Source organism: Sphingomonas fucosidasi, assembly GCF_036663855.1.
GTDB classification, from domain to species: Bacteria; Pseudomonadota; Alphaproteobacteria; order Sphingomonadales; family Sphingomonadaceae; genus Sphingomonas; species Sphingomonas faeni_B.
In genome coordinates this window covers 177,380-192,805 of the sequence record NZ_JAXOJR010000003.1, presented here as the reverse complement: position 1 = coordinate 192,805, position 15,426 = coordinate 177,380, and the positions used below count along the sequence as shown (strand labels likewise).

General features: G+C 62.2%; 13 protein-coding genes. 10 read left to right on the top strand and 3 right to left on the bottom strand.

Annotation, left to right across the window (positions count from 1 at the left end; translation table 11 throughout):
- The first annotated feature begins 279 nt into the window (after window positions 1-279).
- The 6 genes from U1737_RS07380 (at window position 280) to U1737_RS07355 (ending at window position 7,053) form a co-directional block, all read left to right on the top strand.
- The gene (locus U1737_RS07380; protein WP_332796210.1) at window positions 280-1,629 is read left to right on the top strand and encodes an MFS transporter; all 1,350 of its coding nucleotides are present in this window, start codon (window positions 280-282) and stop codon (window positions 1,627-1,629) included.
- 96 nt (window positions 1,630-1,725) lie between these two features.
- A complete protein-coding gene (locus U1737_RS07375; RefSeq protein WP_332796209.1) occupies window positions 1,726-2,709 on the top strand; it encodes an MBL fold metallo-hydrolase in 984 nt (327 codons plus the stop codon).
- Window positions 2,710-2,757: 48 nt separating this feature from the next.
- Window positions 2,758-3,570: an alpha/beta fold hydrolase gene (locus U1737_RS07370; RefSeq protein ID WP_332796398.1), complete on the top strand. Its 813-nt coding sequence runs from the start codon at window positions 2,758-2,760 to the stop codon at window positions 3,568-3,570.
- 132 nt (window positions 3,571-3,702) lie between these two features.
- A complete protein-coding gene (locus tag U1737_RS07365; RefSeq protein ID WP_332796208.1) occupies window positions 3,703-5,229 on the top strand; it encodes an alginate export family protein in 1,527 nt (508 codons plus the stop codon).
- Window positions 5,230-5,300: 71 nt separating this feature from the next.
- Window positions 5,301-6,131 carry a type I methionyl aminopeptidase gene (gene map / locus U1737_RS07360; protein ID WP_332796207.1) on the top strand — a complete coding sequence of 277 codons (831 nt, stop codon included), beginning with the start codon at window positions 5,301-5,303 and terminating at the stop codon, window positions 6,129-6,131.
- A 496-nt stretch (window positions 6,132-6,627) separates the two neighbouring features.
- Complete coding sequence (locus tag U1737_RS07355) at window positions 6,628-7,053, top strand: hypothetical protein (protein WP_332796206.1); 426 nt, start codon at window positions 6,628-6,630, stop codon at window positions 7,051-7,053.
- Window positions 7,054-7,349: 296 nt separating this feature from the next.
- On the opposite strand, the gene U1737_RS07350 is transcribed toward U1737_RS07355, so the two are convergent.
- The 3 genes from U1737_RS07350 to U1737_RS07340 form a co-directional block, all read right to left on the bottom strand.
- Window positions 7,350-8,237 carry an amidohydrolase family protein gene (locus U1737_RS07350; RefSeq protein ID WP_332796205.1) on the bottom strand — a complete coding sequence of 296 codons (888 nt, stop codon included), beginning with the start codon at window positions 8,235-8,237 and terminating at the stop codon, window positions 7,350-7,352.
- Window positions 8,237-9,259 (bottom strand): amidohydrolase family protein, encoded by a 1,023-nt coding sequence (locus tag U1737_RS07345; RefSeq protein WP_332796204.1) that lies wholly within the window; start codon window positions 9,257-9,259, stop codon window positions 8,237-8,239. Before U1737_RS07345 ends, U1737_RS07350 begins: the two co-directional genes overlap by 1 nt.
- 79 nt (window positions 9,260-9,338) lie before the next feature.
- Complete coding sequence (locus U1737_RS07340) at window positions 9,339-10,589, bottom strand: LysR family transcriptional regulator (protein ID WP_332796203.1); 1,251 nt, start codon at window positions 10,587-10,589, stop codon at window positions 9,339-9,341.
- A 105-nt stretch (window positions 10,590-10,694) separates the two neighbouring features.
- Between U1737_RS07340 and U1737_RS07335 the strand changes: the two genes are divergently transcribed.
- From U1737_RS07335 to U1737_RS07320, 4 genes are all read left to right on the top strand, one after another.
- Complete coding sequence (locus U1737_RS07335) at window positions 10,695-11,366, top strand: 4-carboxy-4-hydroxy-2-oxoadipate aldolase/oxaloacetate decarboxylase (RefSeq protein WP_332796202.1); 672 nt, start codon at window positions 10,695-10,697, stop codon at window positions 11,364-11,366.
- A complete protein-coding gene (locus tag U1737_RS07330) occupies window positions 11,359-12,423 on the top strand; it encodes a 4-oxalomesaconate tautomerase (RefSeq protein ID WP_332796201.1) in 1,065 nt (354 codons plus the stop codon). Before U1737_RS07335 ends, U1737_RS07330 begins: the two co-directional genes overlap by 8 nt.
- Window positions 12,424-12,456: 33 nt before the next feature.
- On the top strand, window positions 12,457-13,773 hold the full coding sequence (gene dctA / locus U1737_RS07325; RefSeq protein WP_332796200.1) for a C4-dicarboxylate transporter DctA: 1,317 nt from the start codon (window positions 12,457-12,459) through the stop codon (window positions 13,771-13,773).
- Between the two features lie 90 nt (window positions 13,774-13,863).
- A complete protein-coding gene (locus tag U1737_RS07320; protein ID WP_332796199.1) occupies window positions 13,864-15,363 on the top strand; it encodes a carbohydrate porin in 1,500 nt (499 codons plus the stop codon).
- Window positions 15,364-15,426: the final 63 nt, after the last annotated feature.

Below are 15,426 nucleotides of genomic sequence, written 5' to 3'. Positions count from 1 at the left end.
TTGTCGTATAACACTCCTCGCCAGCGGTATACCCGTTTCGCAACTCGGCCTATCCACTTGGATTATAGCTCAGGGCGGTAAAAGCATAAGTCGAATGCCCTCAGGCTCGTTAGGTCGAAGGGGAACAGACCTGGCGGCAAGCACCGCGGGCTTCACCAGTGAGAGGTTCGATGCGCAGTTTCGATATTTCAGGATGCGTTCGATACATGATGGGGTCAGCTTCTCGGTCGACGCCCGTGCACGATGGTAATGTTTTGCCACGGCAGGTGGGCTGAACCAATGTCCGAGCCCGACACCAGCCACCGCTCCGATCCTGCATCGCCGCGTGATCCCCGGGTCCAGATCGCCAACGAACCCATGCACATGCGGCAGGTCATCGCGATCGCGGTCGCTACGGCACTGACGGCGTTGGACGGCTTCGACGTCTTGTCCATCAGCTTCGCCTCGCCCGGCATCGCTGCGGAATGGGGTATCGATCGCGCTGCACTAGGTCTTGTCCTGTCCATCGAACTGATCGGAATGGGATTTGGTGCCTTCGTATTGGGCGCGGTGGCTGACCGGATCGGCCGTCGACCGACTATTCTCTCCTGCTTGGTCGTTATGGCGAGCGGCATGTTCCTGGCCTCGACTGCACAGAGTGTTAGTATCCTGTCCGTGTATCGCCTGCTCACCGGGCTTGGTATCGGAGGCATGTTGGCGGCGACGAACGCAATCGTCGCGGAATGCGCCAACGCTCGCCGACGCAACCTGTCCGTTGCGATCATGGCCGGCGGGTATCCCATGGGAGCAATCCTCGGCGGGCTGGTCGCGGCACAGTTGCTGGCGACGACCGGACGCTGGCAGTCGGTCTTCGAGTTTGGTGCAGCCATGACGGCGCTGTTCGTGCCGATCGTGCTGTGGCTGGTGCCCGAAACGATTGCGTTCCTGCTGCACAAGCGGCCCACCGGTGCGTTGGAAAAGATCAACCGGACAATGTTGCGGCAGGGGCGCCCCGCGCTCGACGCTCTTCCGCCGCGTGATGGGGAGCCGCGCCGTTTCAGCTTCGGCCAGTTCTTCGCGCCGCAGATCGCCAGCGTCACCATCCTTCTGACCGTCGCCTATTTCGGGCATATGATGACCTTCTATTTTTTGGTGAAATGGATTCCGAAAATCGTCGTCGACATGGGTTTCCCCGCGGCCGCGGCAGGCAAGGTTCTGGTTTGGGCCAATGTCGGCGGTGCTGCCGGGGCGTTTACCCTCAGCTTACTGACCCAGAAGTTCGGCGTTCGCATGCTCGTGATCGTGTCAATGTTTTGTGGTGCAGTGGCGATCGGCGCATTTGGACAGGGCTTCACGACGCTGGCCAGCCTCTCGGCCGTCGCATGCCTTGGCGGGTTCTTCGCAAACGGTGCGACAGCGGGGCTGTATGCGGTGATCGCGCAGTCCTTTCCCGCGTCACTGCGAGCGGGCGGCACCGGACTGGTGATCGGCATGGGTCGCGCTGGTGCGGCACTCGGACCGATTGTCGCGGGGCTCCTGTTCGCGAGCGGGTCGCCGCTCAGCTTCGTCGCCATACTGATGGCGTGCGGCATGGCGCTTGGCGGCGTCGCACTGGCTTTTGTACAGTATCGTGAAAGTGCCGTCGCGTGAGACGGCGGAACGACGAACCGCCCGCGGCGCGGCTTACTCGACAGTTTGGCCCTCCAGCCAGCCCAGCGAACCTTTCCATATCGATTGGATATCAACATGCGCAACACCTTGGCCACGATCTGCTGTCTTTTCCTGTGCGCGCCGAGTTCGGCAGCGCCCGGTGCAACCCTCCAGGCACCGGCGGCGAAGTCCGGCGATATCTTGGTCACGCTGCTGGGCACCGGCACGCCCACGCTCAATCCCAACCGCTTCGGCTACTCGACGCTGGTGCAGGCCGGAGGCCTTAATCTGATCTTCGATGCCGGGCGCGGAAACACGATCCGCCTTTCGCAACTCGGTGTGAAGCTGGGCAGCATCGATGCGACGTTCATCACCCACTTCCATTCCGACCATATCAACGGATTGGGCGACCTTTGGACGACCAGCTTGCTGCCGTCTCCGCAGAACGATCGCAAGACCCCGTTCCAGCTTTACGGCCCGGTCGGGATCTCGCAAGTTGCCTCGGGCATGCAAACCATGTTCGGCCCGGACCTAAAGATCCGTCGCGACGATAACGAGGTGACCGAGCAGGCGGAAAAGCTGGCGGTTCACGAGTTCACGAAGGACGGAGTCGTCTTCGAGCGAAACGGCGTCCGCGTAACCGCATTTACCGTGGATCACGGCAAGTCGATCAAGCCGGCAGTTGGCTATCGTATTGATTACAACGGCCATAGTGTCGTGCTGTCCGGTGATACCCGGTACGATCGGGAAGTCATTCGCCAAGCCACCGGCGTAGACCTGCTGGTACACGAGGTCAGCATCATTGCCGCCAGTCACGTTAATGACGTCTGGGCACGTCCTTCCATCGCGCACCACACCAGCGCTGAGGAGGCTGGTGACGTCTTCCGGACGGCGAAGCCCAAGCTGGCCGTGTTCTCCCACATTTCCCGGCCTGGTCCGCAGGATGCGACGAACACTGACGCGGCACTGAAACAGCGGGCATTGTCGCACTGGCCGAACGGGAACGTCGTCGTCGGGACCGACCTGATGCAGATCGATGTCGGTTCGGCGGTGACGATCCGTCCGCCCGTGGCGAAATAACCTTCCATCTGCCCGCGCAAACATCATGAAGCTAGGAAAGCAGTGACCATGGAACGGCGAACTCTCATCAAATCCGCCTTGGGTGCGGCTTTGGCCACGACTGGTGCAATGCAGGCTACGGGGGCTGCCTCGAAAGTATTGGCACGCTCCCGGACCTTCGTTCTTATTCACGGCGCGTGGCACGGCGGCTGGTGCTGGCGGGATGTCGCGGCGCTTTTACGAGCGCAGGGCCACAGGGTCTACACCCCGTCACTGACCGGCCTGGCGGATCGATCGCACCTGCTGTCGTCATCGCTGACCCTGCAGACGCATATCGACGATATCGTGAACCTCTTCAAATGGGAGGATATCGATGATGCTGTGCTTGTGGCCCATTCTTATGGCGGGTGGCCGGTGTCGGGTGCGGTTGAAACAATTGGCGACAAGGTCAACTCGATCGTCTTCCTAGACGCATTTCTGCCCGATAATGGGCAGCGGGTGATCGATCTCAACGCGCCGCAATTTCAGCAGGCTCTGAAAGAGGCGATCGCACGCGGTGAGGCGGGGCGCCCCGTTCCGCCGGTGAAAGGCTTCGGCATCAAAGATCTGGCCAAGGCGGCATGGGTCCAGTCCAAAATGACGCCGCAGCCAACGGGCGTGGCTATGCAGCCGATCGTCTTGTCGGGCGCACGCGAACGGATCGCCAAGAAGACCTACGTCCGGGCAGTCGGATACGCGATGCCGACCTTTGATCGCTATCTGGCGCATGCGCAGCAGGATCCGTCATGGAAGGCTATCCCGCTCGCACCGTCGGAATGTGGTCACGACGTCATGGTGGACATACCAGACAAGCTGTCAAAAATTTTGCTGTCCGTCGCCTGATGCCTGCGGCGTCCTGATAGCCGGCCAGAGCCAGACCTGCCGAGAGTTTCGTTACCGAGTGCCGCGCGTCTCGGTCAGCTGACCCGCGTCGGAGCGATTGATATGCCTATATACAACATCGGGGAACGTCCCATGACGAAGAAAGAAATTGGCCGGACCAGGTCGCGGCTTGTGTGCCTGACCTGCGCGATGGCTGCGGTGGCACTTCCGGACATTGCCTTTGCCCAGTCCGTTCCCCCGGTCGGCACCGAGAAGGATGCCGCTGGCGGCCCGTTGGGAAGCCAGACCCAGCCGGGCGTTCGCCCTCCCAAGTCCCAGGGCAGGGCTGCGGTGGCCGCACCCGGTGGCCAGCCCGGCACGCCACGCCTTCCACAGGCGATCCGATGGACCGAGGATTGGTCAGCGCCTCCTGCAAGCAACGCGTCGTTGCTCGACAAAATCAAGCACATCCCCCTCGGATCGGACTTGAGCTACCTGACACTGGGGGGAGAGATCCGGACCTATTATACTGCCTGGGATCACCAGAATGCCGGGCTGCGCGCCAACGATGCCAATGATCCGCTGCAGTTACGACTTCGGTTGCTGGCCGACCTGCATGTCGGCCCCTACGTTCGCGCGTTTGTTGAACTGGGAGACAATCGAGAATTCGGTGCGAGGTTGATAACGCCACCGAACCGTGGACCGCTGGATATCGAGCAAGCCTTTGTTGACCTGACCGTGCCGTTGGGCGACGGTAAATTAACGGTTCGGCCAGGCCGTTTCGAAATGCCGCTAGGCAATGGCAAGCTGGTGACGATCCGCGACGGAGTGAACCAGCGCGTACTGCAGCAGGGCGTTCGCGCAACGTACATCCTGCCTGGGAAGATTTCCGTCGACACGTTCGCGGTCAGGCCTGTCCAGATTTACGGTCGTATCTTCAATAACGGCCCCGCCCATGATCAGACGTTCAACGGCGTTTACGTTAGCACACCCAAAGGACCGGCTGGCGTTGGTATCGATGCCTATTGGTTCCGGCTGAACCGGGGCACCGCGCTTAACGCGCAAGGGGTGGCGAAGGAAAGCCGGAACAGCTGGGGCGCGCGTGCTTGGAAACGGACCCGCACGGTCGATTTCGATCTTGAAGGGACGTATCAGTCGGGCACCTTTGGAGCCAAAAAGATCAGCGCCTGGGCGGTGATGCTCGACACCGGGTACTCTTTCCTCGCGGTAGCAATGGCTCCCCGTCTCGGGATAAAGGCCAACATCTTCAGCGGGGACGGAGACAGGAGCGACGGGACGGTTGGGACATTTGTCGCCCCGTTCCCGCGCTATCAAATGCTCAACGCAGGCGTCCTGTTTAATTACTCGAACATGATGAACATCAACCCGAGCCTGACGCTGAAGCCAGCGAAGACGATCACGTTGGTATCCGGTGCACAGTTCTATTGGCGCAATCGCGAGGACGACGGCGTATACATTGGTCCGGTCGGGGCCTCGTTCGCGCCCTATGCGGGGAGCAAGTTCACCGGCGCGGCGATGGAAGTCGACGTGTCGTGGCAGGCTACAAAGAATCTGCAATTCGGCTTGCAGGACAGTTACTTCATGCCCAGCCGTTCGCTATCTACCCGGGGCGGCGCATATGGCAATTATTTCGGGCTGTACTCGTCGGTGCGTTTTTAAAGAAATGCCTGACGGACAGGCGGACAGCGATATTGCCTGGCACATCGAGCCGCCATGGCGATAGAGGGACGATGATGAAATATACTGAGATCAGTCCCGACACCGAGCATCATCGCGACGGAACGATCAAGCTGCACAGTGGCGAGGCGTTCGAGGCCATGCGCGTGGCCGGCCGCGCCGCTGCGTCTGTGCTGGACGAAATGATCGCATTGGTCCGTCCTGGCGTGAGTACCCGCGAACTGGATGATGCCGCGCGACAGGCAGCAATTGCCCTTGGCGCGATTCCCGCGAACATCGGGTATAAGGGTTACGCTCACACCACCTGCGTTTCGGTCAACCATGTGGTTTGCCATGGCATTCCAAGCGACAAAATCCTTAAATCGGGTGACATCGTAAACATCGACCTGGCCGTCCTTATCGACGGATGGCATGGCGATACGAGCCGTATGTACCTAGTAGGTGACGTTCCCCTGCGCGCGCGGCGATTGATCGACGTGACTTATGAATGCCTGATGCTCGGGATCGCACAGGCGCGCCCGGGCAACCGCCTAGGCGACATCGGCCATGCCATTCAACGCCATGCTGAAAAGCATCGTTACGGCGTCGTACGGGATTTTTGCGGGCATGGCGTTGGTAGGGTTTATCACGACGCGCCAGATGTGGTGCACGCTGCAAAGCCCAGGACGGGGCCGGAACTGAGACCCGGCATGATATTTACGATCGAGCCGATGATCAATCTGGGTCGCCCCGACGTGAAACTGCTTGACGACGGATGGACGGCGGTAACTCGGGACCGCTCGCTGTCCGCCCAGTTCGAACATGCGGTCGGAATTACCGAAACCGGATGTGAGATCTTCACCATCAGTCCACGGGGACTGCACTGCCCTCCTTATGTATCGTAACAGCGCTTTATAGCCCGTCCGGCAAGTAGCACGTCAAGTCGCAGATAAAGCTTGCGTGTTGCCCTAGAATTCCTTGCGCTTGGTCGAGTTCGTAATGTCTAGTGCGGCGCGCCCATATATGCGTGACCGCTTCGCTATCGACATGCGGCGCGATGGCGGCGCGCGGCGAGATGACCGTCATGTTGGCTCTGCGCTCGCGCAAGAGCGCAGGTTGTTTGCCTCCATTCTCTTAGAGTCCAACCGGTAATTAATATTGTATAATCCCCTTGGCCTACACTCCTCTGCGGATCAGAAAACCACAGTATACCGGCTGGACTACCGGCGCCGCGAACATCGCATGGTAGGCTAAGCCGTATAGCAATCATGTGTGCTCACACTAACAACACACATTCGCAGCTACCGGTGGGTTATAATTCCAGTCTGAGCTATAAGAGCTCGAGCAATCTCACTTTCTGTCAGGGATCGGCGCAACGGATGCTAATAAGGATTCAAAGTTTTGCAAAATCTGGACTTTAGTTCTTGGCAGAGCCATCTGGCGACTCTGTTCGGACTTGCCTTGGTCACGCTGCTCGGTGTCGGTATCCGACTGCTGACGCAGATGGCGTTCCAGCAGCGCCGCGAGCGAATGAACCGGCAGATCAACGAGCGTTTGCGCACCTTGATCGCGGCGTACAAGGTTTTGGGTGGATCGTTCACAGGCGATCTAACCGTCGATCCGACGCACAAACGCGACCTCAGAAGCTTCGATCCTCCTGCACCTGCCGAGCCGATGGCACAGCTCGACCTCAGCGCCGAGACAGCGTCGAATCGGACCGCACGCGGCGAATACGCGACGCGGTCGAAGCCGCACTTTCCGACATCATTCTTCTGGGTACGGAAGAGCATGTCAGGCTTGCCGACAAAGCCGTTCGAGAACTGGTAGCCGGGCATCCGTTGCACACCCACGATCTCGTAGTGTCGCTCCGCAATTTCGTTCGCGAGGCCCTCGACCTCGATCCCATCCCGAAAGACCTCGCGATACCGATGCAAGGCCCGACACGGCCGGCGTCATCGGGAGGAGGGGCTAAGAACGCTGGCGGAAGAAGCGAAGGAGCCAAAGCAAGTGGTGGTGGCGGTGGCGGAATGGGCGCGGGAGGATCAGGTGATGCGGGTATCGGAGGTCCAGAAGCGTCTCATGCCGAACCACATCATCAAGCGTGAGCTGATCCTGCCGGCCGGCTAAGTCCAGTAGAGGCACACTGGATTATCGACCAACAGCTTGTGCTGAAGCGCGGCATTGGTGGCGATCCGCGGTATGATGTCGACCAGCGCACCATCGTCCGGTGCGTGCGTCGTCATGTTGGGGTGGGGCCAGTCGGTACCCCACAGGACGCGGTCGGGAAAACGTTCGACGAGCGTGCGTGCGAAGGGCACGACGTCGTCATAGCCAAGCGGACCGACCTTCGACAGGCGTTCGGGGCAGCTCACCTTGGTCCAGACGTTGTCGTGCTCGGCCATCAGCCGGATGAACCGGCCGAATTCGGGGCCGTCGACGGGCTGCGTCACGTCGGGGCGACCCATGTGGTCCACCACGACGATCGTTGGCAACGACGTGAAGAAGTCCCAGCGCTCTTCGAGATCCGCGGCTTCGAAATAGATCACGACGTGCCAGCCGAGCGAAGCGATCCGGTCGATGATCGCGCGGTAATACGCGTCGGGCTTCGGATCGACGAGACGACGGACGAAGTTGAAGCGTACGCCGCGCACGCCGGCCGCGTGAAGGTCGGCGAGTTCTGCATCGCTTACCGTATCGCGAACGGTCGCGACGCCGCGAGCGCGGTCGCCGGCGGTCCGCAGGGCGTCGACAAGTGCTCGATTATCCGCTCCGTGGCAGGTCGCCTGGACGATCACGTTGCGCGAGAAACCGAGATGGTCTCGTAGCACGAACAGCCGGTCCTTGCCGGCATCGCACGGCGTGTATTTCCGTTCCGGCGCGTAGGGGAACACATCGCCTGGCCCGAACACGTGGCAATGCGCATCGACCGCGCCTGGAGGCACGGTGAAGGTGGGCTGGCTGGGGGCGGGGTGGTAGCAGATCCAGGCGGGATCCATTGTGAACTCGGACATCACAGCCCCCGTGCGACGAGCTGCGCGTCGAGCCGTGGGTAGACACGGCGGGCGTTGCCCTCAAAAACCTTGCGCTTGTCGGCGTCGGAGATGTCCAGCGCGTCGACATAACGCTTGGTATCGTCGAAATACTGGCCGGTCTCGGGATCGATACCGCGTACCGCGCCGACCATCTCGGACCCGAACAGGATGTTGTCGACGTCGATCACCTTGAACAGGAGGTCGATGCCCGGCTGGTGATAAACGCAGGTATCGAAGAACACGTTCTTCATGACGTGCTCGGCAAGGGGGGGGCGTTTCAGCATGTCGGCAAGGCCGCGGTAGCGTCCCCAGTGATAGGGGACCGCGCCGCCGCCATGGGGAATGATGAAGCGCAGGTCCGAAAAATCCCGGAAGAGGTCGCCTTCGAGAAACTGCATGAACGCGATCGTATCGGCCGCGATGTAGTAGGCGCCGGTCGCATGCATCGCCGGGTTGCAGCTGCCCGAGACGTGGATCATCGCAGGAACGTCGAGCTCAACCATCTTTTCGAAGAACGGATACCACGCCCGATCGGTGAGCGGAGGGGAATCGAACTTTCCGCCCGACGGGTCGGGATTGAGGTTGCAGCCGATGAATCCGAGGTCCGTCACGCAACGCTCGAGTTCATCGATCGAATGCGCGATCGAGATGCCGGGCGATTGCGGCAACTGGCAGACGCCGGCGAAGGTCTCGGGATACAGGTCGATGACCCGCTTGATCAGGTCGTTCGAGCGCCGGGCCCAGATGTGCGCGACCGCCTCGCTCCCGACGTGCGGCGCCATCGCCGAGGCGCGCGGCGAGAAAATCGTCATGTCGGCACCGCGCTCGCGCAGCAGGCGCAGCTGGTTCGCCTCGATCGTTTTGCGGATCTCGTCGTCGGATATGGCGGGGTAGGCCGGGTCTATGTCGCCGCCGGTACCGATAGCCGCGACCTGTTTGTCCCGCCACGCATTGTGGCTGGCGGGAGCGGTTGTGTAGTGGCCGTGGCAGTCGATGATCATGGCTGCGGTCCCAGATGGCGAGGGTTGGCGTCCGCCTTGTCGGCGACGTGATTCGGGGTATCTAACCGCACGGTGCCTGTTAGGCGTATCGAAACGGCTGTCCATCCATTGCTTTTCCTGAGGTCCATTCGGAACATACGGCGCGGAAGATGCTCAGGAATTCCCGCTGAAGGCGGGTCGGTCGCCAATCCTTGCGCGTCGTCATCCCGATCTGCCGGCGAAGCGACGAGCCGGCTCCGGCGATCTCGCTTAGCAGTCCAGCGCGGTCCTCGAGCAGAAACTGGTCGCGGGACATGAGCGTCAGCCAGTCGTCCTCGAGCATCAGCCCTCGCACCACCATCACCGACCCGCACTCGATCCGCGGCCGTGGCGGCTCGAGCCCCTGCTCCTTGAACATCTGCTCCCACCGGCGCCGTACGGGAGCCCCCGGCGCGGCGATGACCCACGGAAAATCCAATAGGCGTTCGAAGACGAAGCCCGGTTCGCCCAGCAGGGGGTGCCCCTTGCGGCCGACGATGACGGGGTCATCGTCGAACAAGGGTTCCTGCACGACGTCGGCCACGGGTAGCGGATCGCGCATCGCCCCGACGACCACGTCAATGGCGCCTTCGCGCAGCGCCAAGAGCACTTCGATATAGGGCCCTTCGACGACATCGACGGAGGCTAGCGGGTATAGGCGCGCGAAACGTGCGAGCGCCTGCGGCAGCAGGATCGCGCGCGCCAACGGCATGACACCGACCGTTATCCGTCCTGCGCCTTCCGAATGCAGTGCCGCGAGTTCGTCGAAGCCGGATTTCAGTTCCGCGTGTGCCAGTCGAGCAAATCTCAGTAATCGTATCGCCGCCGCGGTTGGCTGGACGGTTCGTCCCTGCCGCGCCAGGAGAGGCACCTCGAGCAACTGTTCGAGATCGCGCGCCGCGCGGTGAACGGCGGGCTCCGACAATCCGGTATGCCTGGCTGCCAGCGCGAAACTGCCCGCGTGGTCGACCGCCATCAGCGCAAGCAACTGGCCGAGCGTGATCCGCCGTTCGACGTTGGGCAGGGGCGGCAGGCGGGCCCCGCGCCGAACGCTTCGCCCGCCTTGCGCGACATACGCCAGCGCATGCTCGATCCGGCCGGTCATCAGGCGTCCGGCCTCGGTCACGACCACGCCTCCGGGTTGCCGGTCCAGGAGCCTGTGCCCAAGCACGGCCTCGACCTTGGCAACGGCTTGCGTGAGCGCAGGCTGCGACAGGTTCATCGCTTGCGAGGCCGCGCTGATGCTTCCCAGGCGTGCCGCGGTGGCGACAGCATCGAAATGGCGCAGGTTGAGTTCGCGAAGATTTGGCATGGCTCAGACCTCAGCACAGCTTATGCCCTGTGCGCAAATCCGTTTTGCCTTTGCGCTATCAACGGTTCCTAGGGAGGGTAACGAAAAAAGGATCGAGGATCAGAGATGCCCAGCGTCGTCACTCATATCGAACGTGCTGAACCGTCGGTCATCGACGGCCTCGCCAAGGTCGGCGTCGCCACCGTGCACGAGGCACAGGGCCGGATCGGCCTGCTCGGCAGCCGTCTCCGTCCGATCTATGCGGGCGCGCGGATCGCCGGGTCTGCGGTCACCGTCTCGGTTCCGCCAGGCGACAACTGGATGATGCACGTCGCCATTGAACAAGTGAAGGATGGCGACATCCTCGTGGTCGCGCCGACGTCACCGTGTGATGACGGCTATTTCGGCGACCTGCTCGCCACCTCGGCGATATCGCGCGGCTGCCGCGGGCTCATCATCGACGCGGGCGTTCGCGACGTCCGCGATCTCACCGAAATGCGTTTCCCGGTCTGGTCGAAGGCGATCTTTGCGCAAGGCACCGTCAAGGAGACGCTGGGATCGGTCAACGTGACCCTGGTATGTGGGGGCGAACGGATCGAGCCGGGCGACGTGATCGTGGCCGACGACGACGGCATCTGCGTCGTGCGCCGCGGGGATGCGGCAGCGGTCCTTGCGGAGGCGCAGGCACGCGAGGCGCGCGAGACGGAGAAGCGCGACCGGATGGCCAGCGGCGAACTCGGGCTCGACATCTATGCGATGCGCGAGCGGCTTGCCGCCAAGGGGCTGAAATATGTCTGAGCACCCGAACGCCGTCCCCGCGATGTGGATGCGTGGCGGCACATCGAAGGGCGGGTTCTTCCTTGCCGCCGACCTGCCCGCCGATCCGGCCCTGCGCAACGCGTTCCTGCTGCGCGCGTTCGGTTCGCCCGATCCGCGCCAGATCGACGGGATGGGTGGTGCCGACCCGCTGACGTCGAAGGTCGCGATCGTGTCGCGCTCGACCGAAGTCGGCGCCGATGTCGACTATCTGTTCCTCCAGGTGTTCGTCGACCAGGCGATCGTCAGCGATGCGCAGAATTGCGGGAACATGCTGGCCGGGGTCGGCCCGTTCGCGATCGAACGCGGTCTGGTCGAGGCGAGGGACGGCAAGACGGACGTATCGATCTTCATGGTCAATACGGGCAAGCTAGCCACCGCGACGGTCCAGACCCCCGGCGGCGTCGTAACCTACGACGGCGATGCGCGGATCGACGGGGTTCCCGGCAAGGCCGCACCCATTCCGCTTGCCTTCGCCGATATCGCCGGATCTAGCTGCGGGGCGTTGCTGCCGACGGGTAACGCAGTCGATGTCATCGATGGCGTCGACGTGACGCTGATCGACAATGGCATGCCCTGCGTCGTGCTGCGCGCGGCCGATGTCGGTATCGCCGGTTATGAGGACCGCGCGACGCTCGACGCGGACGAGACGCTGAAGGCGAGGATCGAGGCGATCCGACTGAAGGCCGGGCCGCTGATGAACTTGGGCGACGTCACCGAACAGTCGGTACCCAAACTGATGCTGGTCGCCGCGCCGCGTAACGGCGGTGCGATTAGCGTGCGATCGTTCATTCCGCATCGCTGCCACGCCTCGATCGGCGTGCTGGGCGCGGTCAGCGTCGCGACCGCCTGCCTGATCGACGGGTCGCCGGCGCATGGCCTCACGGTCGTGCCGGACGGGCAATCGAAATCGCTCGACGTCGAGCATCCCAGCGGTGCGACCGGCTGCGTGATCGATCTGGACGAGAACGGCAACGTCGTCGGGGCGGCCATGCTCCGCACCGCCCGCAAGCTGTTCGACGGATATCTATTCGGCTGAGACCGCCGACACGTCACAACGAAAGAAAAATCGATGACGGACCTAGGAGAGACGACCAAGCAGGCGAGCCGGTTCGGCGTATTCGGCCAGCTCTGGTTCCAGGTGCTGGCGGGGACGGTGCTCGGGATCCTGCTCGGCCATTTCGCGCCCGCGACCGGCGTGGCGATGAAGCCGTTCGGCGACGCCTTCATCAAGCTCATTCGCATGATGATCGGGCCCGTGATCTTCGTCACCGTCGTCCACGGGATCGCCGGCATGAACGACATGAAAAGCGTTGGGCGCGTCGCACTGAAATCGATCCTCTATTTCGAGGCGGTGACGATCCTGGCACTGATCTTCGGCTTGGTAATGGTCGATCTCTGGCAGCCGGGCGCGGGCATGAACATCGATGTCGCAGCGATCGATACCGCCTCGATCAAAACCTATGTCGCAACGGCGCATGACCAGTCGATCACCGGCTATTTCATGGGCATCATTCCCGACACCTTCGCCAGCGCGCTGACCGAAGGCCATGTCCTCCAGGTGCTGTTCGTCTCCGTGCTGTTTGGCATCGCGATCGCGGCAATCGGCGAGCGCGGCAAGCCCGTCTACACGCTGATCGACAGCGCCTCGCAGGGGTTCTTCCGGATCATCGGCTACATCATGTACTTCGCGCCGCTCGGGGCGTTCGGTGCGATCGCCTTCACGGTCGGGCAGTTCGGCACGGCGTCGCTCTGGTCGCTCGGCGAGCTCATCATCGAGTTCTTCGTCGTCTGCGGCCTGTTTACCGCGGTCGTGCTGGGCGGGATCGCGCATTGGTGCGGAGTCAGCCTGTGGCGACTGCTCGGCTATCTGTGGGACGAGATCGTGATCGTCGCCGCCACCACGTCGACCGAAACCGTGCTGCCACGGCTCATCCAGAAGATGCGCAAGGTCGGCTGCGAGGAGAGCGTCGTCGGCTTCGTCATCCCGGCAGGTTATTCCTTCAACCTCGACGGCACCTGCCTGTACTTGACCACGGTCGCGGTGTTCCTGGCGCAGGCGACGAACACGCATCTTACCTTATGGCATGAGCTCGGGCTGATCGCGGTGTTGTTGCTCACCTCGAAGGGCGCGGCGGGGGTCGCAGGTGCGGCGTTCGTAGTGCTCGCGGCGACGCTCAACACGACGGGTACAATCCCGGTCGCCAGCATCGCGCTCATTCTCGGCATCCACCGCATCCTCGCCGAGGGGCTGACGTTCGTGAACCTGATCGGCAACGCGCTCGCCACGGTCGTGATCGCCAAGTGGGAAGGCAAGCTCGACGAGCGCACGCTCGCCGCAACCATCGGCAATGCGCGGCTGCGGGCGAGATACCCGGTCGCCGCCTGAAACACCGCGCGGCGATTCCCAGATCGCCGCGCGCCCCTCGTCTTACGTTAACAGCCGGCCGCGGCGTACGCGGCCGGGTAGGAGACCGTAATGTCCATCGCTCTCGCAGTCGCGCTTGCCGCAATGGCCCAAGACCAGCCGTCGCAGGCTCAACCGCCTCTGGCCCCGACCATGCCGGCCGACGCGTCGACGAGGGCGACGGGCACCGGCACGCACACGGACACGGACACGGACACGGACACGACTAAGGCAAAGCCCGACGCGCCTCGTCATCCCGTGTTCTATCCCAACACCAAGCAGATCCCGGCGGACACCGCGACGCTCACCGGCATCGCGCGGTTCCAGCGCGACAACACGGTCGGCAAGGAATTGCGGGCACTCAAGGCCGCGGGCGTCGACTTGGCGCTCGACGTCGTCGGCAACGTCGCCGCCAACCCGGTCGGCGGCATTCGCCAAGGCAGTGCGGAATCGCACTGGGTCTCGACCGCGGCGGATATCGATCTCGAAAAGCTGATCGGGCTGTCCGATACCAAGGTCCATATCCAGGGCGCCTGGTTCAGCGGGGACAGCCTCGGGCGCGATTCGATCGGCAACTCGATCAGCTTCCAGCAGACCTGGCGACCCGTCGCCGGCCCGCGCCTGACCCAGTTCAATATCGAGCATGATTTCGGCAAGCTCAACATCCTCGTCGGGCGTGCCGCGGTGAACAGCTATTTCAACAATTCACCGTTCAATTGCGTGTTCATGAGCAACACCAGCTGCCTCACGGCGTATGGCGGCATCAGCGACATCGGCATCACTGCCTTTCCCAACTCGTCCTGGACCGCCAAGGCGCGGTACGCGATCGACAAGCGGTGGTATGTTCAGACCGGTGTGTTCGAATACGACAACGACCTGAATCTTAAGGGCAAGGGAGGCCTCGACTTCTCGCTGGGCAAGGGCACAGGCGTGCTCATCGCCAACGAAGTGGGGTATCAGACGACGTTTGCGGACGAACGGCTGCCGCGGCGTTACAAGGCGGGTGTCTATATCAACACCGATGGCGGCCAGAGCCCGTATTACGATCGCAACGGCGCCTCCGCCGTAGTGTCCGGGCTCCCTCGCGTCGCACAAGGTGGCAACCGCGTCGGTCTGTATGCGATGGCGGACCAGACGATCCAGCGCGCCGCGGGCAAGAGCACGCGTAACCTCGCGCTGTTCGGGCGGGTCTTCTACAATGTCAGCAACGTCGCCCAGCTCGACTGGTTCGCCTCCGCCGGTTTCGTCAAGACCGGCACGTTCAAACACCGCGATGCGGACACGGTAGGCTTCCTGGTCACCAACACGCATTTCAGCAATCAGCAGATCGATTATCTCCGCGATCTGCGTACGAAGGCCGGTGGGACGGGGTCGCCGAAATCGAACGAGATCATCGGCGAGATAAACTATGGATTTGCAGCCATGCCCGGTGTTAGGATACTTCCCAACATTCAGTATGTCATCAATCCAGATCCGATATTCGCACCGACCCGTGAAACGGATATCCCGTCCGCAATCGTTTTAGGGTTGCGTTTAGACGTACGTCTCGCGCAAGTACTTAAAGGACAGTGATTGGGCATAATGGCTGATCACTTTGTGCTCAATCTGCCTGCAGATTTAGTTCGAATTGTATCG